This is a genomic window from Arenimonas sp. MALMAid1274 (assembly GCF_049195245.1).
In the GTDB taxonomy this organism is placed as follows: domain Bacteria; phylum Pseudomonadota; class Gammaproteobacteria; order Xanthomonadales; family Xanthomonadaceae; genus Arenimonas.
The window spans coordinates 835,479-855,164 of record NZ_JBMIRR010000027.1; the positions used below are offsets into that span (position 1 = coordinate 835,479).

Annotated in this window: 15 protein-coding genes and 1 pseudogene; 1 reads left to right on the forward strand and 15 read right to left on the reverse strand. The window is 67.4% G+C overall.

Annotated features, from left to right (window positions below; translation table 11 throughout):
- Positions 1-66 precede the first annotated feature (66 nt).
- The 9 genes from ACOQFR_RS12545 to ACOQFR_RS12585 all read right to left on the reverse strand — a co-directional run bounded on the left by ACOQFR_RS12545 (position 67) and on the right by ACOQFR_RS12585 (position 10,819).
- Complete coding sequence (locus tag ACOQFR_RS12545; protein ID WP_421382389.1) at positions 67-465, reverse strand: hypothetical protein; 399 nt, start codon at positions 463-465, stop codon at positions 67-69.
- On the reverse strand, positions 462-2,888 hold the full coding sequence (locus ACOQFR_RS12550) for a heavy metal translocating P-type ATPase (RefSeq protein ID WP_421382391.1): 2,427 nt from the start codon (positions 2,886-2,888) through the stop codon (positions 462-464). Before ACOQFR_RS12550 ends, ACOQFR_RS12545 begins: the two co-directional genes overlap by 4 nt.
- Entirely contained in the window at positions 2,885-3,190 is a 306-nt protein-coding gene (locus tag ACOQFR_RS12555; protein WP_421382393.1) for a methyltransferase family protein, read from the reverse strand. The genes ACOQFR_RS12550 and ACOQFR_RS12555 overlap by 4 nt, the downstream gene beginning before the upstream one ends.
- The gene (locus ACOQFR_RS12560) at positions 3,187-3,471 is read right to left on the reverse strand and encodes a DUF5676 family membrane protein (RefSeq protein WP_156968901.1); all 285 of its coding nucleotides are present in this window, start codon (positions 3,469-3,471) and stop codon (positions 3,187-3,189) included. The genes ACOQFR_RS12555 and ACOQFR_RS12560 overlap by 4 nt, the downstream gene beginning before the upstream one ends.
- Positions 3,468-3,983 carry a MerR family DNA-binding protein gene (locus tag ACOQFR_RS12565; RefSeq protein ID WP_421382395.1) on the reverse strand — a complete coding sequence of 172 codons (516 nt, stop codon included), beginning with the start codon at positions 3,981-3,983 and terminating at the stop codon, positions 3,468-3,470. Before ACOQFR_RS12565 ends, ACOQFR_RS12560 begins: the two co-directional genes overlap by 4 nt.
- 245 nt (positions 3,984-4,228) lie before the next feature.
- The gene (locus tag ACOQFR_RS12570; RefSeq protein WP_162782053.1) at positions 4,229-4,651 is read right to left on the reverse strand and encodes a hypothetical protein; all 423 of its coding nucleotides are present in this window, start codon (positions 4,649-4,651) and stop codon (positions 4,229-4,231) included.
- Between the two features lie 348 nt (positions 4,652-4,999).
- Entirely contained in the window at positions 5,000-8,161 is a 3,162-nt protein-coding gene (locus ACOQFR_RS12575) for an efflux RND transporter permease subunit (RefSeq protein ID WP_421383293.1), read from the reverse strand.
- Between the two features lies 1 nt (position 8,162).
- Complete coding sequence (locus ACOQFR_RS12580; protein WP_421382397.1) at positions 8,163-9,515, reverse strand: efflux RND transporter periplasmic adaptor subunit; 1,353 nt, start codon at positions 9,513-9,515, stop codon at positions 8,163-8,165.
- On the reverse strand, positions 9,512-10,819 hold the full coding sequence (locus ACOQFR_RS12585; protein WP_421382399.1) for a TolC family protein: 1,308 nt from the start codon (positions 10,817-10,819) through the stop codon (positions 9,512-9,514). Before ACOQFR_RS12585 ends, ACOQFR_RS12580 begins: the two co-directional genes overlap by 4 nt.
- Positions 10,820-11,545: 726 nt before the next feature.
- Here ACOQFR_RS12585 and ACOQFR_RS12590 point away from each other — a divergent pair.
- A complete protein-coding gene (locus ACOQFR_RS12590; protein WP_421382401.1) occupies positions 11,546-12,856 on the forward strand; it encodes a hypothetical protein in 1,311 nt (436 codons plus the stop codon).
- 64 nt (positions 12,857-12,920) lie between these two features.
- On the opposite strand, the pseudogene ACOQFR_RS12595 reads toward ACOQFR_RS12590, so the two are convergent.
- The 6 genes and pseudogenes from ACOQFR_RS12595 to ACOQFR_RS12620 all read right to left on the reverse strand — a co-directional run.
- Positions 12,921-13,112: pseudogene (locus ACOQFR_RS12595) on the reverse strand (tyrosine-type recombinase/integrase); the annotation flags it as partial.
- 91 nt (positions 13,113-13,203) lie between these two features.
- Complete coding sequence (locus tag ACOQFR_RS12600; protein WP_421382403.1) at positions 13,204-13,536, reverse strand: YnfA family protein; 333 nt, start codon at positions 13,534-13,536, stop codon at positions 13,204-13,206.
- Complete coding sequence (locus tag ACOQFR_RS12605; RefSeq protein WP_421382405.1) at positions 13,533-13,883, reverse strand: DUF3147 family protein; 351 nt, start codon at positions 13,881-13,883, stop codon at positions 13,533-13,535. The genes ACOQFR_RS12600 and ACOQFR_RS12605 overlap by 4 nt, the downstream gene beginning before the upstream one ends.
- Positions 13,884-13,936: 53 nt before the next feature.
- On the reverse strand, positions 13,937-17,137 hold the full coding sequence (locus tag ACOQFR_RS12610; RefSeq protein ID WP_421382407.1) for an efflux RND transporter permease subunit: 3,201 nt from the start codon (positions 17,135-17,137) through the stop codon (positions 13,937-13,939).
- Positions 17,127-18,380 (reverse strand): efflux RND transporter periplasmic adaptor subunit, encoded by a 1,254-nt coding sequence (locus ACOQFR_RS12615; RefSeq protein WP_421382409.1) that lies wholly within the window; start codon positions 18,378-18,380, stop codon positions 17,127-17,129. The genes ACOQFR_RS12610 and ACOQFR_RS12615 overlap by 11 nt, the downstream gene beginning before the upstream one ends.
- The gene (locus ACOQFR_RS12620) at positions 18,377-19,654 is read right to left on the reverse strand and encodes a TolC family protein (protein ID WP_421382411.1); all 1,278 of its coding nucleotides are present in this window, start codon (positions 19,652-19,654) and stop codon (positions 18,377-18,379) included. Before ACOQFR_RS12620 ends, ACOQFR_RS12615 begins: the two co-directional genes overlap by 4 nt.
- Between the last annotated feature and the right edge of the window lie 32 nt (positions 19,655-19,686).

Below are 19,686 nucleotides of genomic sequence, written 5' to 3' on the forward strand. Positions count from 1 at the left end.
AGGCCCCTGCGGCTGCATCGCCAGCCCCCAGGGCCGGCCAACGCTGCCGCAGGCGCCGTTCGTTCATCAGCGGATCAACTCGACGGTGTCGTTGACCTTGGGTTTGCCCGTGACCACTTCGGCCTGGGCGTAGTGGGTATCGAAGAGTTCCGTGATTCGCACCTGCCCGACCGGCTCGCGACGAAACCGCGGGCCCGCGGCTTTGGGTCCGCGTGAGACCCGCTTGTGGCGCACGACCTCGAGGACCTGCCCGACCTGGGCGCCATCGGCTTCGCCCACGCAGACGACCAGCGTGCCGGCATCGGCCTCAAGAATTTGGCCACGCATCAGGACTTCATGCCGGAAGCTGCTCTCTTCGGCATGGGCGGTGCTGGCCAGCGCCAGCATCAGGGCGCCCAGGCCGAGCCAGCGGCTGGCGCGACCGCGCAGAGATGGGGTGCGTGAAGTAGCGGTAACGATGCTCATGACAGGGACTCCTCAGGGGTTTCTGGTGACGATTCGGCCGCTCCCGCGGCCAAGGGAAGGCGCTTGAGCAGCAGCGCGTTGACTGCCACGATCACCGAGCTGCCGGACATCGACAGCGCGGCGATTTCAGGCGAGAGCACGAACGGGAAGAGCACGCCGGCGGCCAGCGGAAAGGCCAGGACGTTGTAGCCCACGGCCCAGGCCAGGTTCTGGTGCATCTTGCGCAAGGTGCCGCGCGCGATCGTGATCGCGCGCACCACGTCGTAGGGGTCGCTGCGCATCAGCACCGTGTCGGCGCTGTCGATCGCCACATCGGTGCCGGCGCCGATCGCGAAGCCGACCTCGGCTTGGGTTAGGGCCGGGGCATCGTTGACGCCATCGCCCACCATGCCGACCTTCAGGCCTTGGGCCTGGAGCTTCTTGACCTCGGCGGCCTTGTCACCCGGCAACACGTCCGCGAGCACGATGTCGATCCCCAGGTCGGCCGCCACGCGCTCAGCCGTGGGGCGGTTGTCGCCGGTGATCATGGCGACCCGGATATTGCGGCGATGCAGCTCGTCGATCGTGGCCCGCGAGCTCGGTCGGATCGCATCCGCAATCGCGATGACGCCCGCCAGGCGCCGGTCCACCGCGACATAGATCACGGTGCGGCCGGCGCCCTTGAGCCCGTCGGCCCGGGCCTCCAGCTCGTCCACGGCCACGCCTTGCGCGGTCATCAGCAGGCGGTTGCCCAAATGCACCCACCGACCGGCTACCCGGCCCATCGCACCCTGGCCGTCAATGTTGGTGTAGTCGGTGGCGCGATCTTTGACCGGCGCGGCGTGTTTGAGGATCGCCTGCGCCAGCGGGTGTTCGGAGTGCGCTTCCACGGCGGCCGCAACCTCGATCAGGCGCGCCTGGTCCCAGTCCGCCGCCGCCACGGTATCCACCACGTCGGGTTGTCCCACCGTCAAGGTGCCAGTCTTGTCGAAGATCACCACGTTGAGCCGGGCGCATTGCTCGATGGCCTCGGCATGTTTGAACAAGATGCCGTGGCGGGCCCCAAGGCCCGTACCAATCATGATCGCCATGGGCGTTGCCAGGCCCATCGCATCCGGGCAGGCAATCACGAACACCGTAATCGTCAGGGTGAGCGCAAACAGCAGCGTCTGACCGAGCCACCAGAACCAGACGGCGAACGTCAGCAAGCCGATCACGATCGCCGCCAGCACCAGCCATTGCGAGGCGCGGTCGGCCAGCAGCTGGGCCGGGGCCTTGGAATTCTGGGCGGCCTGGACCAACTGGATGATCTGGGCAAGCGCGGTGTCGGCGCCGACTTTGGTGGCGCGGTAAGTGAAGGCGCCGCTGCGATTGATGGTGCCGCCAACCACCAGAGCGCCCGGCGCCTTCTTCACCGGCATCGACTCGCCGGTGAGCATCGATTCGTCGACCTGGGACTGGCCTTCGAGTACTTCACCATCGACCGGCACCTTGGCGCCTGGACGCACGACGACCACTTCGCCCACCTGCACCTCATCGGTGGCGATCTCCACATCGACATTGTCCCGGCGCACGATCGCCCGCGGTGGCGAGAGTTTGAGTAGGGCCTTCATGGCATCCGAGGCACCGGCGCGGGCCCGCATCTCGAGCCAGTGGCCCAGCAGGATGAAGGTCAGCAGGACCGAGGAGGCCTCGTAAAAGTTGGGGCCGTCGAACACAAACGTCGCGCCCAGACTGAAGACATAACCTGTGCCGACACTGAGCAACACCAGCACCGCCATGTCGAGCACGCCGCGGCGCAGCGAGCGGATCGCCGCCGTGAAGAAGGGCCAGCCCGGGTAGAGCAGTGCGGCGCTGGCCAGCAACCACAGCCAGACGTTCTCAGGCAGACCGAATGGCGTCGCCGGCGCGCTCATCAGCCCCATCGGTGACCAGATGAACAGCGGAATGGAGAACGCCAAGGCGATGATGAAGCGCCGGCGCATGTCCGCCGCCGCCGCGTGCAAATCGCCCCCGTGGTGCATGCCCTCGTGCGGGTCCGCGCCGCGCTTGTCCGGCGCGACGGGCGCATGGCCCGCGTGCCCTTGCATCGACGGCGTCGCGTCCTCAGGGAGGGCCGACGCTGCGGGGGAGGGCGACGGGGCATGGCCGGCATGTGCAGAGTGACTGGCGGCCGACCCGGCGGAGGCGCCTGGCGGGACAAACTCGGCGGACGGGGCGCGGCAGGTGAAGCCGCAAGCGCGAATCGCCGCCGTAATCGCCGTCGGCTCCGCAGCGCCGCGGGTATAGCGCACCTGAAGCGTGCCGGCCGCAAAATTGGCTTCGGCGGCCTGCACGCCCGGCAACCCGCGAACCGTGGCGGCCAGCGTGCGGGCGCAGCCCTCGGTCAGCATGTCGCCGATCGGCCAGACCCTTACCGCCTGAGTGTTCATGGCGGTGCTCATGACGCCACCGCCAGCGGCCGGCGACGGCGTGGGAAGAACCGCGGCACCGCGTCCGCGTACTGCTCATACGCCGTGCCAAAGCGTGCCTGGGTTTCGTGCTCCTCGTTGATCGCCAGGCGCACATAGGTGATCAGCATCACCGGGTACAGCACCAGCGTGAGTAGGGTCGGCCACTGGACCAGGAAGCCGGTCATGATCAAGGCGAACCCGTCGGTCGGGCCGTCGGTCTCCGGCGGTGCGGCGACGGCCAGCGGAGCCGCGAACAGGCTGGCGAGCAGCAAGGATAAGTGAGAGCGGTTCATCGGTTACCTCCAATCAAGCGATTGACAATGGTGAACAAGGCGCCCGCCACGAAGGCGTAGCCGGCGATCGCGAGCGAACCGATCAGCACCGCGCTCCAGCGCAGTTCACCGACCGCCGGCGTGAGGCCGGACAGGCTCAGTCCGTGCACGACCAGGCCCAGGCCCGCGGCCAGGGCCCCGGGGGACCACGCCACAATCAGCGCGCAGGCCAGGTACAGCAGGACCGCCGTTACCGACAGCGACAGCCCGCAGGACAAGGGGGATTGACGGGGGCGCGTCATGAGGTCTTTTCCTCTGCAGAGGCGCGACGGCCCAAGAGGCGCCGCGAGGTGGATTTGGGAACGGCGGCGGCCTCGCTGGCCGCGACGGCCTCGATCAGCGCGCAGACGTCACTGCCCGTCGGCACGGCGTCGGGCAGGCGAGACCACTGGGCAACGGCTTGCTCCATTCGCGTCTGCAGCGCCAGGAGTTGCTCGAGCTGGTCGCGGGTTTCCGTCAGCCGACGGCTGATGATGTCGCGTACCAGCGGACATGGGCTCTTGCGCTGGCGGCTGCGCCGTAGGATTTCCTCGATCCCGGCGAGGGTGAAGCCGAGACGCTGCGCCGTGCGGATGAAATGCAGGCGATGCAGTTCCGCGGTCGAGAACAACTGGTAGCCGGCCTCGGTGTGGCTGGCGGCGCGAAGCAGGCCGCGGCGCAGGTAGTTGCGCACCACGTGCACGGTCACGCCTCCCAAGTGCGCCAGACGGCGCACCGTCATCGGCGGATCGGATTTGCGAAGGTCGGCCGTCATTGCATGCTCCCGCAGAACCTGCCGGGGACCGTAAACCTGGGTGTCGGACACAGGTCAAGGCACGCCGGCGCGCAAACGCCGATAGCGAGAGCTCGTCGTGGAAGGGGGAATCCCATGGTCTTGGCCTCGCGCGAACCGCTGCCCAAAGGCACTGCGGTAGGAGTCGGCGGGGCAGGCCGCGCACACGGCGGCTGCACCGAGGCGACCGGCGCCCATACGGGCGCCGGTCGAGCATCGGCGCGGGATCAGATCAGCAGGAGGCTGGCCGGGTGGGGCGTAGGTCGATGCCAGGCGACACGAGGACGAGCGGCCACCGCGTGGCCCGCCGCGTCAGGCAATCGCTGCACTGTCACGACCGACATGATCGACACCGGACCCAAGGTCGGCACTGACACCAGTCGCGGTGCCTCCTTGCTCAGGTCGCCTTGGCTGCAGTGGGAAGCGCACAGTGGCGCGTCCTCACTCAGCGAGGCCCCATGGCACGGCGGGGGCGGGTCGGCTGCCGCGGGCTGGGCATGATCGGCATGTTCGGCGTGGGCGGGCATCGATGCCATCGCCGAAACTGCGCACGCCGGATGACTCGCCAGAACCAGTTGTGCCCAAACCAGCGCCAGCATCGCCAGCAGCGAGATTGGGGTGCGCCAGCGGTGGCGGCGGAAGCTGTTCATCTTGGTTAGTACCCTACACCTCTCGTGATCCCTGGCTTTGACCTAGGTCAATTGACCGACCCGCACCGTCCTTGCGTCAGGAACTACCAACATGCAGGTGCACGCAACACCCGAAGGAAGTGGAGGCGAGTCGTGATGAGTCATGACAAACGCCTGAGGCAAGAGTGGGAGGCAAGCGGACCGCAGACTCCGGGAGCGGCGCGTCGGCCCGGGCGACACGCCCGGGCCGCACGGCCGCCCCCTAGCCTCGGCGCCGGACCCGGCGTCGGTTCGCCGCACGGCGCCGGCGCGGTATGCGGACCCTAAAGCTGGGTGTCGCACGCAAGTCAATGGCCTGGGCGGGGCCGATCATCGCGCCGTCTCCGACATATCAGCGACCGGCAGGGGCTGGGCCCGGGGGCCCAGCAGTTCCCGGCGCTTGACCAGCGCGTAGATCACCGGGATCACCACCAGGGTCAGGACCGTGGACGACACCATCCCGCCGACCATCGGCGCGGCAATGCGCCGCATGACCTCCGAGCCGGTGCCCGTGCTCCACATGATCGGCAGCAGGCCGGCCATGATCGCGACCACGGTCATCATTTTGGGTCGGACGCGTTCGACCGCGCCCTCGACGATGGCGTCGGTGATGTCCGCCAACGTCAGCGCCTCGCCCTTTGCTCGGCGAGCCTGGGCGCGAGCGTCCAGGGCGTGGTCAAGGTAGATCAGCATCACCACGCCGGTTTCGGCAGCGACGCCGGCCAGCGCAATGAAGCCGACGGCGACCGCGACACTGAGGTTGTAGTCCAGCGCCCACATCAGCCACACGCCGCCGACCAAGGCAAAGGGCACGGACAGCATCACGATCAGTGACTCGGTGACCCGGCGGAAGTTCAGGTACAAGAGCAGGAAGATCAGCGACAGCGTCACCGGCACCACGATCTTCATCTTGGCGATCGCCCGTTGCATGTACTCGTACTGGCCGCTCCATGTGGCGTAGTAGCCCGGCGGGAAGGTAACCGACTGGGCTACGGCCTCCTGCGCGGAGCGAACATAGGCCCCCATGTCCGGATCGCGGGTGTCGACGTAAATGTAGGCCGAGAGCAGGGCATTTTCGGTGCGAATTGACGGTGCGCCCTTGCGAACCGTCACATGCGCCAACTCGCCCAATGGAATCTGGGCGCCATCCATGGTGGGCACCAACACTTGCTGCGCGATGGTTTCCGGACTGTCGCGCAATTCACGGGGATAGCGCACGATCACGCCAAAACGCTCACGCCCTTCCACCGTCGTGGTGACCATCTCGCCACCTAGCGCGGCAGCGATGACGTCCTGCAGTTCTCCGACCGGCAGGTTGTAGCGCGCCAGCTGGCGACGGTCGGGTTCGATGTCGAGGTAGAACCCGCCGGTGAGACGCTCGGCGTAGGCACTGGTGGTGCCCGGAACCGTGCGCACGGCAGCCTCGATTTCCTTGGCGAGTCGCTCCATCTCGCCCAAGTCCGTCCCGAACACCTTGATGCCGATTGGCGTGCGGATGCCGGTGGCCAGCATGTCCGTGCGGGCCTTGATCGGCATCGTCCAGGAATTGGCCACGCCCGGGAACTGCAGCGCCGTATCCATCTCGGCGATGAGTTTGTCGATGGTCATGCCTTCCCGCCACTGCTCCTCGGGTTTGAGGTTAATGACCGTCTCGAACATCTCCAGCGGTGCCGGGTCCGTGGCGGTGAGGGCCCGGCCGGCCTTGCCGAACACGGACTCGACTTCCGGGAAGGTCTTGATGATCCGGTCCTGCTGTTGGAGCAGCTCCGCGGCCTTGGTGACCGACATGCCGGGCAGCGACGCAGGCATGTAGAGCAGGGTGCCCTCGTTTAGCGTGGGCATGAACTCACTGCCCAAGCGCGAGGCAGGCCAAGCCGTTCCGAGCAAGGCAACTAGCGCCAGCACCAAGGTGGCCGCCTTGTGCCGAAGCACAACGGCAATCACCGGCCGATAGATCGCGATCAGGAACCGGTTCACCGGGTTCTTGGCTTCAGGCAGGATCTTGCCGCGCACGAACAGCAGCATCAGCACCGGCACCAAGGTCACCGACAGCAGGGCGCCGCCTGCCATGGCAAAGGTCTTGGTGAAGGCCAGCGGGTGAAACAGACGGCCCTCTTGCGCTTCCAGGGCGAACACTGGCAGGAACGATACGGTGATGATCAGCAGACTGAAGAAGAGTGCCGGCCCCACTTCCCGGCAGGCATCGATGATCAGTTGTATGCGGGGCTTGGTTCCATCATCGCGCTCGATGTGCTTGTGCGCGTTCTCGATCATCACAATCGCCGCGTCCACCATCGCGCCAATGGCGATGGCGATGCCGCCCAAGCTCATGATGTTGGAGTTCATGCCCAGCAGGCGCATCGCCAGGAACGCGATCAGCACGCCTACGGGCAGCATGATGATGGCCACCAAGGCGCTGCGCACGTGGAAGAGAAACACGATGCACACCAGTGCGACGATCAGGCTCTCTTCGAACAGGGTCCAGCGCAGGGTGGCGATGGCCCGGTGAATCAGGTCGGAGCGGTCATACACGGCGCGGATTGACACTCCCTCAGGCAGGCCCGGACCGATCTCCGCGATCTTCTCTTTGAGTCCCTCGATCACCGACAAGGCGTTCTCGCCGTAGCGCGCCACCGCAATGCCGCCCACCGCTTCTCCTTCCCCGTTGAGCTCGGTGACGCCACGGCGCTCATCCGGCACCAGCTCGACCCGGGCCAGGTCGCCCACCAGCACCGGGGTGCCGTCCTCGGCCTTGACGACCAGCTGTTCAATGTCCTCGATGCCGCGCAGGTAGCCGCGGCCGCGGATCATGTACTCGGTCTCCGCCATCTCCAGGACGCGCCCGCCGACGTCCCGGTTGCTGCTGGCGATCACCTCCGAGACCCTCGAGAGGGGGATGCCGTACTGGCGCAGTCGGCCGGGGTCGACGGTGACCGAATACTGGCGCACGAAGCCGCCCACACTGGCGACCTCGGCCACGCCCGGGGCCTTGGTCAGCTGGTAGCGCACATACCAGTCCTGGATGGCGCGCAGTTGGTCGAGCGACCACTGTTCGCCCTCAAGCACATATTGATAGACCCAGCCCACGCCCGTGGCGTCCGGTCCCAGCGTGGGGGTCACGCCCTCGGGCAGCTTCTTGGAGGCGAAGTTCAGATACTCGAGTACGCGTGAGCGCGCCCAGTAGATGTCGGTGCCGTCCTCGAAGATCACGTAGACGAAGGAGGCCCCGAAGAACGAGAAGCCACGCACGACCTTGGACTTGGGCACCGCCAGCATGGCCGTGGTCAGCGGGTAGGTGACCTGGTCCTCGACCACCTGCGGCGCCTGACCGGGCACTTCGGTGAATACGATGACCTGCACGTCCGACAGGTCGGGCAGGGCATCGAGCGGGGTTTTGGCGACGGCGTAAATGCCGGCGGCAGTGACTGCGATCGCCATCACCAGAATCAGGAAGACGTTGCGGACCGACCATTCGATCAGGCGGGCAAGCATGTCACTGCCCTCCCGAATGGGCAGCGTGCGGGTCATCGACCGGGGGCGCCGTCGGCTCCGCGGACGCGTCATGGGCGCTGTGGTCCTCGGCCGGTGGTGTCGAGCCGTGCTCCATGCCCTGCATGGCCGATCGCAGGTTGCTCTCAGCATCGATCAGGAAGTTCGCTGAGACCACGACCATCTCCCCGGCCTCGACGCCTGACAGCACGGCGACCCGGTCGCCGGCGCGAGCACCCAATCGAACCTCGCGTGGCGCGAAGCGGCCCGGCGCCGTTTGCACCAGAACCACTTGGCGCGTCCCGGAGTCGATGACGGACGAACGCGGCACCACGACGGTAGGCTCCCCGCTGCGGCCCTGCAGTTCCACATCGCCAAAGAGCCCGGGGCGCAGGACCCCATCGGGATTGGGCAGTTCAATTCGCACGCCGACCGTGCGGCTGGCCAGGTTGACGACCGGCTGCAGGAAGCTCACCTCGCCTTCGAAGCGCTGTCCGGGCAGGCTGGGCGTCTCGAAGCTGGCTTGGCTGCCGATCGCCAGATCGGCCGATGCCGATGTCGGCACCTCGGCGATCACCCAGACCGTGGAGAGGTCGGCGAGCCGCAGAATGGTCTGGCCCGGGGTGAATCGGTCACCCTGGACGACAGGCTTGTCGACCACAACGGCATCGGCGGGTGCCGACAGCACCAGGCGCGCCTCGCGGCCCCGGCGAGCGACCTGTGCCCCTGCCACCTCCCAGTTGCGTAGGCGTGTTTGCGCCGCGTCGCGCAACTGGCGCATGGTGGCGGCGCTGGCCGGATCGCTGTCGGCCAGACGTTTCGCAGCCGCGTCGGCCACCGCGTACTCGCCTTGGGCCGCGATCAGCTCGGGGCTGTAGATCGCCATCAGCGGCTCGCCGCGCCGCACCGTCATGCCGGTCTCGTTCGCGTACAGGGTCTCTATCCAGCCCTCGAAGCGCGGGGCAACTACAAATTGCCGAGTCTCGTCCACCTGCACCGAGGCGCTCGCACGGACGTTGGCGACCAAGGCCTCTCGAACGGCCACCTCGGTGCGCACGCCCAATTTCTGGACCTTGTCGGGCGGCAACACGACCGTTCCCGGCTCCGCGGCCGGCTCTCCGCCCTCAAATACCGGGATGTAGTCCATGCCCATGGCGTCCTTCTTGGGCACGGGCGAAGTGTCGGGCAGACCCATGGGGTTGCGGTAGTACAAGATCTTGCGCTCGCCCGATTCGGCCGAGGTCTCTTGGACGTTCAGCGACCCGGCGTCCGGCGCCGAGGCGCGTCCCGACCACCACCCCAGGGCCAGCGCCGCTCCAACAGCGAGGGCCAGGACACTCCAATTGAACCGATTCATTCGACACTCCCAATCAGGGCGCGCACCGTAGCGGCGCCAACGAGTTCATTACGACGGACATCCACGCGCGACAGATCAGCGCCTTGCCAGGCCTCCAAGGCCTCCAACAAGGTGCCGAAGTCGACGTCGCCGACCCGGTAGCTGGCGAGGGCGGATTCGAAGTTGGCCTGCGCCTGCGGCAGCAATGTCTGCTCGATCAGGCGGCGCTGCTCGCGTGCACTCCGGGTCTGGGCCCACGCCTGGCCCAGTTGGCCCTGCAGCTCGGTGCCGATCGCCTGAGCGCGCGCCCGTGCGGCGTCCCCCATGAGCAGGGCCTCACGCTCTCGCTCACGCAGCGCACGCCGCTGTAGCGGGATCTCCACTTCGAGCATCACCTCGTAGGCGTCGACGCGATCATCGCGCTGCATGACGCCCACGCCGAGCGTGAGGTCAGGCAAGCGGCGGCGGCGCTGAAGCTGTGCCGCCGTATCGGCCGCCCCGGCCAGGGCGGTACTGGCACGCAGGGCAGGATGCCGGGCCTCCGCCAGCAGGCCGAGCGCCTCGCCGAGCGAGGCCGCCGGCACGGCCAGCACGGGCTCGCCGGTCGGCTCGGCCAAGGGGGCGTCAGCCGGCCGGCCGAGGGTGGCGTTCAACATGGCCACGGCCTCTTCACGTATAGCCAGGCGCTCGATACGTTCGCGCTGCATCGCGGTGCGGGCCACCTGCGCGCGGATGGAATCCTGCTGGGCCGCGATGCCCAAGGCGTACCGCACCCGGGCAACCTCTTCCATCCGCGCCAATAGTTCGATCAGCCGGTCAACCACGGCCACACCCTCGCGGGCATGCCAGTAGCGCACATAGGCCTGCTCCGCCTGCGCCAGCAACCTCAGCGCCGCGGCTTCCCGCTCCAACTGGACGGCGTCAGCCTGCTGTCGCGCCACGTCGCGGGCCAGCCCACGCTTTCCCCACAGCGGAAAGGGCTGTTTCACGCTGTAGGTCGCCGACCCGACATTGTTGGGTAGTAGGGTCGGGCGATCAGGATCGATACCCTTCAACGAGAGGCCGACCATCGGGTCGGGCAGGGCGCCCGCCGGATAGATGCGTGCCTGCGCTGCTTCTGCCTCGGCCTGCATCGCCTGCAGGTCTGGATTGTTGGCCAACAACCAGGTCCGTACGGACGCGACATCGGCGCCGGGTAGCGGCGTGTCGGCAAAGGTCACCGGCGCGAACGCGAGCAGTGTTGCCAGGGCCAGAGCGCGGAGCGCGCCACGGCGCGGGTGGGTAGGGCGGAGCCCCGGGGTGGTACGGGTGAGCGTGGATCCCATGATGTTCGCCTTGCACGGCTGCTGGCCACGGGGGCCGCAGGGGTGGGTCGGACGGTGCCGGCCGCAGGACGCGGCCGAACCGATGTCTCCGGCGACGGCGCACGGCGGCGCCTGCCGGTCATCGGCGCGGGATCAGATCAGCAAAAGACTGGCGGGGTGGGCAGTCGGTCGATGCCAGGAGCGTAACGGCCCCGGGGCTTGAGCCGCATCGGGCTCATGAAGCAGCCGTTGCACGCTCACGACCGGAACGACAGACCATGCTCCCAGGGCCGGAACGGCCAAGACACGAGCCACGTCCGGGCTCAGGTCGCTACGGCTGCAGTGGGTATCGCAAACGGGCGAGGCTTCCGGCGACGGGGACGGATGGCAGGGGGCCGGCTCCGGGTCAACGTGCCCGGCCAGTGCGGCGTGGGCGCCGTCCATCGCCATGCTGGCCAGGGTGCAGGCCGGGTGGGCCGCCAGGACCAACTGCGACCACAGCAGTGCCACCATCGCCAGAAGCGAGAGGCGGTTACGCAAGCGATGGCGGCGGAATTTCTTCATCCTAGGCGGCACGGTACCTGTTCTGGCGTCCTGGCGGCTTGACCTGAGTCAATTCGAGCGGCGCTGGCATGGGACAGGCGGCAGGCCGCAAAGTTCCGGCGCCGGAAGCCCGAGAGAAGGGTATCATCGGGCCCGCTGCGTCCAGCTTGGGCGCACAGTATCCTCTTGGAGAGCCTGCGCACCGTGACCGTCGTGACCCAGCCTGCCATTCGCCGCGTCTTGGAGCGGTGCGGTGCGCCATGCGTCGAAGCCGTTACGGCCGAAGCCTTGCACCGCGACTGCTTCTGCGTGGCCGTCGATCCAGACGCGGTTCGCGCCCAGCTCAATGTCCAGTTGTCGGCCCAAAACGCCCCGGCATTGGCAGATGCCCACGCTCACCTGTTTTCCTCCCTTCCGATCTTCGTGCCCGAGCGCACGATTGAGAGAATGACAGCGGCGGTGCAGGCACTGACGCTGGCAGCGGCCACGCCCGCCTATGTGGCGGCCGTCATGGCGTGGGCGCCGTCGATCGCCGCCCACGACCCGGGATCGCCCGGCGGGCTGCTGGGCTTCGACTTCCATCTGGGGCCTGATGGCCCCCGACTGATTGAAATGAACACCAATCCTGGTGGGCTATTGCTTAACGCTGCGCTGGCCAAAGCTCAACGACTGTGTTTGCCAGCGCTGAGCGTGCCGTCGATTGCGATAGGCGCCGAGGCATCGGCGATCACCGCCTTGCTTGATGAGTGGCGAGCGCAGGCGGCGGGGGCCGTTGATGGGTGGGTCGCGATCGTTGACGAAGCGCCCGAGCAACAGTACCTGTATCCCGAGTTCGTTTTGTTCCAGCAGGCCCTGGAAGTAGCCGGCTATCGCACCGTCATCTGCGGGCCGGACGAACTGCGCTACGTGGACGGCGTCCTGCGCTGGGGGGAGGAGCGCGTCGGCTTTGTGTACAACCGCCTTACCGACTTCGCCCTGGCGACGGATCCGGTGAAGGCGCTGCGCGAGGCCTACCTGGACGGCGCGGTGGCCCTGAGCCCGCACCCTCGCGCCCATGCGCTATGGGCCGACAAGCGCAACCTCAGCCTGCTCTGCAATCGTAGCTTCCTCGCCGGAACCGGTTTGCCTGAAGAAGCTCAGGAATTGCTTGCCGATATGGTTCCTCAAACGGTGCAGATGACACCCGACAATCGCGAGCAGCTTTGGGCGACGCGACGGCAGTGGTTCTTCAAGCCGGCAGCCGGCTTCGGCAGCCGCGCCAGCTACCGCGGGGACAAGCTCACGCACAAGACTTGGGAGCAGATGCGCACACAAGCCTACGTGGCGCAGGCCATTGTCCCACCCAGTGAGCGGCACACCGGAACGGATGAGCCGCCGCTGAAAGTCGACTTGCGCTGCTATGCCTACCGCGGCCAAGCGCTGTTCTTTGCCGCCAGGCTCTATCGCGGGCAAACCACCAATTTCCGCACGCCCGGGGGCGGCTTTGCGCCGGTGTTGACCCTTGCGCGCACGTGAGCACACACCGCCGCGTAACGCTCGGCGCCCACGCCATGGACCGATCTCCTAGCGCGCTTCGCCGACGACCAGTACTTTCTGTCTTGGAATGACCAAGCAGAAATTGGACCGCACGCAAGTTCCGCGTTCGCTTGTAGATCAGTGCCACCTTCGTCCGCCGCATGCTGTGTGTGCCAAACCGAGAGTAGTCCAGCCCGATCTGACGCACCCACTGGTGCACGATACGCGAGTGCTGCCGGGGCGTGAGGTGCGCCGAACCGGCAACCCGACTCGGGTTCGAATAGCGCAAGATCCCGGACGCGGGCCTGCGATCTTGCGCCCGATAGCGCGCGCCTACCCTCTAATGGCTATCGCTCCCAGTGCGCCACCAGCATGACCGCCACGCCTGAGAGGATCAGGACCGTGCCCAGCAGGTCATATCGGTCGGGGCGAATTCCGTCAACGGCCCAGAGCCAGGCCAGGGCCAACGTGACGTAGACGCCCCCGTAGGCCGCATAGATCCGACCCGAGGCGGCCGGGTGCAAGGTCAGAAGCCAGGCGAATGCGGCCAGCGCGATGGCTGCGGGCACTAGCCACCAGGCCGAAGCCTGGTGGCGGGCCCAAAGCCAGACTAGCCAGCAGCCGACGATCTCGGCCAAGGCGGTGACGCCGAAGAGGGCCAGGAGGGCTGCGAGTTTCACAGCAGATCGATACCGAAGCGGCGCAGGCCCAACGCGAACGCGCCGAACGAAGCTAGCGTGATCAAGGCACTGGCAAGCAGGCTGGGCCAGAAGCCGATGCGCGGTAAGAGGAAGGGGAACGCCAGGAACATTGGCAGGGTTGGCAGCACGTACCAGAACGTGTACCACGCGTGATTGGCTACCTTCTCCTGCGGCTGGCCCTCGACATGGAGCCAGACCAGCGCCAGCAACGTGACCAGCGGCAGCGACGCGATGAGGGCGCCCGCTTTGTCGCTGCGTTTGGCGATCTCCGACACGGCCACAATCACCGCGGCGGAGACGGCAAATTTCGTGAGCAACCAGAGCATGGTGCCTCCTTGCGCAATGGGTGGGTGCCGCCCGTCGGGCGGCACACGTCGGCTCATCCTGCTGCCAACCGCCCGTCGTCATCCCGGTGCAGCAGGCGATAGAGCGCCGGCAAGACCAGCAGAGTCAGCAGCGTCGACGACACGATACCGCCGATCACAACGGTAGCAAGGGGCCGCTGCACTTCCGCGCCTGCGCCGACGTTGAAGGCCATCGGCACGAACCCGAGCGAAGCCACCAGCGCAGTCATCAGCACCGGTCGCAGCCGGCCAAGCGCACCGTCGCGGATCGCATCGTCCAGCCGGTCGCCTTCTTCCCGCAGCTTGCGAATGAAGGAGATCATCACGATGCCGTTAAGCACCGCTACGCCCGAGAGCGCGATGAAACCCACGCCCGCCGAGATTGATAGCGGGATATCCCGCAGCCAGAGCGCCAATACCCCGCCCGTCAGCGCCAATGGCACACCGCTGAAGATCACAGCGGCGTCCCGACCCGAGCCGAAGGCCATGAACAGCAGCCCGAAGATCAGCACCAGAGTCACGGGCACCACCACCGACAACCGCTGGCTGGCTGCGATCAGCTGCTCGAAGGTGCCGCCGTAGTCCACCCAATAGCCCGGCGGCACGGTCACTTCGGCATCGATGCGCTGACGAAGCTCCGCCACGAAACTGCCCAAATCGCGTCCTCGGACATTGGCTGTCACAACGATGCGGCGCTTTCCGTTCTCGCGATTGATCTGATTGGGGCCCTCAACGATCTCAAGGGTGGCGAGTTCCCGCAGCGGCACCGTGGTCGGGTTGCCGCTTGTCCAGTTCGCGCCGCGGCTGGTTTCATCATCCTCGCCCTCGTGGACGGGCAGCGGCACCGGGAGGTCGGCCAGGCGTGCCGGGTCGGCCCGCAAAGCCTCTGGCAGTCGCACCACGAGGTCAAAACGCCGGTCGCCCTCGAACAGCTGGCCGGCCACCGTACCGCCCACCGCCGTTCCCACGGCATCCTGCACCGCGACCTGGTTAAGCCCATACCGGACCAACCCTTCGGGGTTGGGGGTTATGGTCAAAAGCGGCAAGCCGGTCGCCTGCTCGAGCTTGACGTCGGCGGCACCAGGCACGGACTTGGCGACCGCCTCGAGCAGTTCGCCGACTTCCACAAGTGTCGCAAGATCATCGCCGTAGAGCTTGATCGCGACGTCCGCGCGGACACCCGAGATCAGCTCGTTCATGCGCATCTGGATCGGCTGGGTGAACTCGTAGTTGTTGCCTGGCAGCTGTTTGACGGCTACCTCGATCTCGGCCACCAGCTCCGCCTTGGTCTTGCGTGGGTCAGGCCACTGATCGCGTGGCTTGAGCATGATGAAGGTGTCTGCCACGGACGGCGGCATCGGATCGGTGGCCACTTCGGCCGTACCCAGCTTGCCGAACACCCGCGCGACCTCGGGGAACTGCTTGATGCGCGCCTCCAGGGTGGCCTGCATGGTCACGGCCTGACCCAGGCTGGTGCCCGGAATGCGCAAGGCGTGCAGGGCGATGTCGCCCTCGTCCAGGCTTGGGATGAATTCCGAACCCAGGCGCGACGCCAGCAGACCGAACAAGACCACCAGGGCGGCCGCGCCGGCCACCACCGGGATCCGGAACCGAAGTGCCCAGTCCAATGCCGGACCATAACCTCTGCGGACGGACCGCAGCACCCGGCTTTCCTTTTCCTGCACCTTGCCACCCAGGAATACCGCCACCGCCGCCGGAACGAAAGTCAGCGACAGCAGCATCGCTGCAGTCAGCGCCAGCACGACGGTGAAAGCCATCGGATGGAACATCTTGCCCTCGATGCCGGTAAGTGCAAACACGGGCAGGTAGACCGCCGCGATGATTGCCACGCCGAACAGACTGGGCTTGATGACCTCGGCGGTGGCTGAGGCGGTGAGATCGAAGCGCTCCTCGCGGGTCAGTAGCCGGCCCAGCGCGTGCTGGCGATCGCCGAAGCGGCGAATACAGTTTTCAATGATGATCACGGCACCGTCAACGATCAGGCCGAAGTCCAGCGCACCCAGGCTCATCAGGTTGCCTGAGACGCCGCCACGCACCATGCCGGTGATGGTCATCAGCATCGTGATCGGGATCACGGCCGCCGTGATCAACGCGGCCCGGAGGTTGCCCAGAAGGAGCAGGAGCACCACGATCACGAGCAGCGCGCCCTCGACCAGATTCTTGGTCACGGTGGCGATGGTCCGGTCGACCAGCGAGGTGCGGTCGTACACGGCCGTGGCCTTTACGCCGGGCGGAAGGGACTTCGACACCTCCGCCAGTCGCTCGGCCGTGGCGCGGGCCACCGCGCGGCTGTTTTCGCCGACCAGCATGAACACCGTTCCCAGCACGACCTCCTCGCCGTTCTGGGTCGCGGCGCCCGTGCGCAGCTCGGGGCCTTCGCCGACCTCCGCGACATCGCCGACCCGGATCGGCACGCCGTCCCGGCGATCGAGCACGATGCGGCGCAGTGCCTCGAGGTTCGCCACCTGGCCCGGCACGCGCACCAGGTACTGCTGCCCATTGCGCTCGATGTAGCCCGCGCCGATGTTCTGGTTGTTGCGGGCCACGGCGTCAACGACGTCCTGCAGGGTGAACCCGTAGGCCACCAGGCGGGCTGGGTCTGGTGTGATATGGATCTGCCGGGCGAAGCCGCCGATGGTGTTGACCTCGGTCACGCCCGGCGTATTGCGCAGCTGCGGGCGCACCACCCAGTCCTGCAGGGTGCGCAGGTCGGTGGACGTCCACGGCGTGCCGTCGGGCTTGGTCGCCCCCGGCTCCGCTTCCACCGTGTACATGTAGATCTCGCCCAGACCCGTGGCGACGGGTCCGAGTTCGGGCTCCAGGCCGGGTGGCAGCTGCGACTTGGCCTGCTGCAATCGCTCCGCTACCTGCTGGCGGGCGAAGTAAATGTCGGTGCCGTCCTCGAACACCACCGTCACCTGGGACAGCCCATAGCGCGAGAGCGATCGGGTGTATTCAAGCTTGGCCAGTCCGGCGATGGCCGTCTCGATGGGAAAAGTCACCCGCTGCTCGGACTCCAACGGCGAGTAGCCGGGCGCCTCGGTGTTGATCTGGACCTGCACATTCGTGATGTCTGGAGTGGCGTCGATCGGCAGCTTGGTGAAGCTCCACACGCCTAGCGCACACAGCGCCGCCGTCAACAGAAGCATCAGCCAGCGGTGCGCGATCGCGAACCGGATTAACCGCTCGAGGAAACCGGGCTGCTCAGTGGTCATGCGAGGCCCCCGACTTCTCGATGTCGGCTTTCACGATATAGCTCTGACCCACTACCACCGGATCACCAGCTTTCAGGCCGGACAGCACCTCGACATTGACGCCGTCGCGGCGCCCCAGCTCCAGCGGCCGGATCTCGTAGTCGTCGCCGAAGCGCACAAACACCACGTCCCAGTCGCGGAAGCGCTGCAGCGCCGCCAGGGGCACCATCAGGTCCACGGACTGTTCGGCCACTGTGACGCGAGCGCGCACCGCAGCGCCGGGGCGCCAGCGGCCGTCGGCATTGTCCACGGTGGCGCGGGCGACCGTGCTCTGGCTGGCGGTTGCCGTCCCGGGCAGCACGCGGTCGAGCGTGGTGCGGGCACTGACGCCGTCGCTGAGCCGGGTCACTTCGACCGGCAATCCGGGCGTGATGTGCTGGGCGTCGGCGCCGAACAGGTGCAGGTCCACCCACAGGGCGGACAGGTCGGCGATTTCGAACAACGGCTGCTCGCCCGCCAGGTCGCCCACGGCGACATTGCGTGCCAGCACGGTGCCGCCCAGCGGCGCTGTCACCGCGTAGTCCGACAGGCTGACGTTGCTCTCGACGGTCGCAAGCGCTTGGCCGGCGCGCACGGTGTCACCCAGGCCTACCCGCACGGCCTTCACCGGCCCCGGGAAGCGGGCTACGACGCGGGCATGCCGGCCTTCGATCGGCGTGAGCAGACCCTGCACGTCGTGTTCGTCCCGGATCACGCCGGGTCCGGCCGGGGCGACCTCGATGCCGGCGTCCGTGGCCACCGCGGCCGGGATGGTTGTGCGGCCTTCGTAGCTGGGGAAGGACCAGGTCAGCGCCTGGCCGTCGATGCGGGCGGTGACGGCCACGTCGAACGAGTGCGGTTCGTACACCTCCAGGCTGCCCAGCAAATAGTCCTCCTTGGGCGTGAAGGTATGCGTATCGGTGATGTCCCCCAAACGCGTGAGCACGACACTCAGCTCGCCGGCGGTGGGCGGAAGCGGCTCGCCATCCTTGTAGAGCCAGGCGCGATATTCGGGCGGCGCACCGTCCTCGAAGATCGCCAGCTCCACGGTGTAGGGACCTTCGGAGAGCAGGCGGCCGCTGTGGGCGCCCTTGGCGGGTTCGGTTTCAGCCTCGGCGTGGTCGTCGCCGCCTTCGCCGTGGGCGTGGGCGTCGGGCTCGGGGCCGCCGCAGGCCGCGAGACCCAGGGTGAGCAGGAAGGGCAGCAGGAAAGGACGCAAGTTCATGGTGTGGTCTCGCTCGGGGCGCGTTCCGCGAGCACGAAGGGCTCAGCGGTCAGGCGCTGGATTTCGATCAGGGCGCGATGGAAGTCGCGGGCGGCGGCGATGCGGTCGCGGCGGGCGGACAACAGCTCGGCTTGCAGCTGCGCCCATTCCAGGTAACTCAGCGCGCCGGCGCGGTAAGCCTGGCCGGCGGAGGCTTCGGCGCGTTCCAGTGCGGGCAGAACCTTGTCCGTGGTCTGACGCACGGCCAGGGCATCAACCTGCAGTCGGCCATGCGCTTCCGCCAGGGTGGCGCGCAGCTCCAGTTCACCGGCCTCGCGTTCGAGGGCCAGGGCGTCGAGCTCGGCGCGGGCAGCCCGGATCCCCGGCTCCGCCCGACGGCGATTTCCCAGCGGCACCGACAGCCCGCCCATCAGCGTCCAGTCGTCGCTGCCCTGCAGCCGGCGCACGCCGACCTGCCATTCCAGGTCCGGGCGCGACTGTGACTGGGCCAGCTGAAGGCGGGCCTCGCGCACGCGGGCTTCGCTGGCGAAGCGCTGCACTTCCGGGGTGCGTTCAAGCAGCGACGCAAGCGACGTGAAATCGGGCGTGGCTGGCAGGGTCAGCAGCTCCCCGGCCACCCGGCCGGTCGGCTCACCGCCCCACATCAGGGCCAGGCGACGGCGCGCCGCGTCGACGGCCGCTTGCGTGCGGGCGAGTTCGAGTTCGGTGCGGGCAAGCGCTGCTTCGGCACCCAACTGCACCGAGGATGGCGAGGCGCCGGCGACAACGCGACGACGGGCGGCATCGGCCGCCTTGCCGCGCTGGGCCAGGGTTGCTTCCAGCGCGGTGGCTTCCTCCTGCAGCGCCAGGACGTCGAGATAGCGCCGGGCGACCTCCGCCAACAGATCCAGACGGCGGGCCTCGGCTTCGACGTCCAGGCCGGCCATCCGCGATTGGGCGAACCCGATCCTGGCCTCGCGCCGGACCGGGGACTCCAGTACAGAGCCCAGGCTCAGGGTCAGTTCGGCGCCGTCCGCGCCGCTATAGTCGCCGCTACCCAGCACGTTCTCGAGGCTGGCGCCGGCCACCCATGCGGGCTTTTGCGCGGCCAGGTCGACCTCTGCTGAAACGATGGCCTGCTCCAGCGGCAAGCGGCGAAGGTCGGGATGACGTTCAAGGGTGAGTGAAAAAGCCTGGCGCAGGTCCAGGACGAAGGGTGGGGCAGTAGCCCGCGCCGGTAGGGCGAGGACAACGCAGCACCACAGGGCGGCCATCGCCGCCTTGGCGTTCAACATGGTGTTTCTCCGGAATCGGGCAATCGGGGCGA

Bases quoted from the DNA above. Each gene is read 5' to 3' on its own strand.
- ACOQFR_RS12545 (WP_421382389.1), bottom strand. From the start codon at position 465: ATGAGCATCGTTACCGCTACTTCACGCACCCCATCTCTGCGCGGTCGC.
- ACOQFR_RS12555 (WP_421382393.1), bottom strand. From the start codon at position 3,190: ATGAACCGCTCTCACTTATCCTTGCTGCTCGCCAGCCTGTTCGCGGCT.
- ACOQFR_RS12610 (WP_421382407.1), bottom strand. From the start codon at position 17,137: ATGACCACTGAGCAGCCCGGTTTCCTCGAGCGGTTAATCCGGTTCGCG.
- ACOQFR_RS12570 (WP_162782053.1), bottom strand. From the start codon at position 4,651: ATGAACAGCTTCCGCCGCCACCGCTGGCGCACCCCAATCTCGCTGCTG.
- ACOQFR_RS12565 (WP_421382395.1), bottom strand. From the start codon at position 3,983: ATGACGGCCGACCTTCGCAAATCCGATCCGCCGATGACGGTGCGCCGT.
- ACOQFR_RS12615 (WP_421382409.1), bottom strand. From the start codon at position 18,380: ATGAACTTGCGTCCTTTCCTGCTGCCCTTCCTGCTCACCCTGGGTCTC.
- ACOQFR_RS12560 (WP_156968901.1), bottom strand. From the start codon at position 3,471: ATGACGCGCCCCCGTCAATCCCCCTTGTCCTGCGGGCTGTCGCTGTCG.
- ACOQFR_RS12550 (WP_421382391.1), bottom strand. From the start codon at position 2,888: ATGAGCACCGCCATGAACACTCAGGCGGTAAGGGTCTGGCCGATCGGC.
- ACOQFR_RS12580 (WP_421382397.1), bottom strand. From the start codon at position 9,515: ATGAATCGGTTCAATTGGAGTGTCCTGGCCCTCGCTGTTGGAGCGGCG.
- ACOQFR_RS12585 (WP_421382399.1), bottom strand. From the start codon at position 10,819: ATGGGATCCACGCTCACCCGTACCACCCCGGGGCTCCGCCCTACCCAC.
- ACOQFR_RS12575 (WP_421383293.1), bottom strand. From the start codon at position 8,161: ATGCTTGCCCGCCTGATCGAATGGTCGGTCCGCAACGTCTTCCTGATT.
- ACOQFR_RS12605 (WP_421382405.1), bottom strand. From the start codon at position 13,883: ATGCTCTGGTTGCTCACGAAATTTGCCGTCTCCGCCGCGGTGATTGTG.
- ACOQFR_RS12620 (WP_421382411.1), bottom strand. From the start codon at position 19,654: ATGTTGAACGCCAAGGCGGCGATGGCCGCCCTGTGGTGCTGCGTTGTC.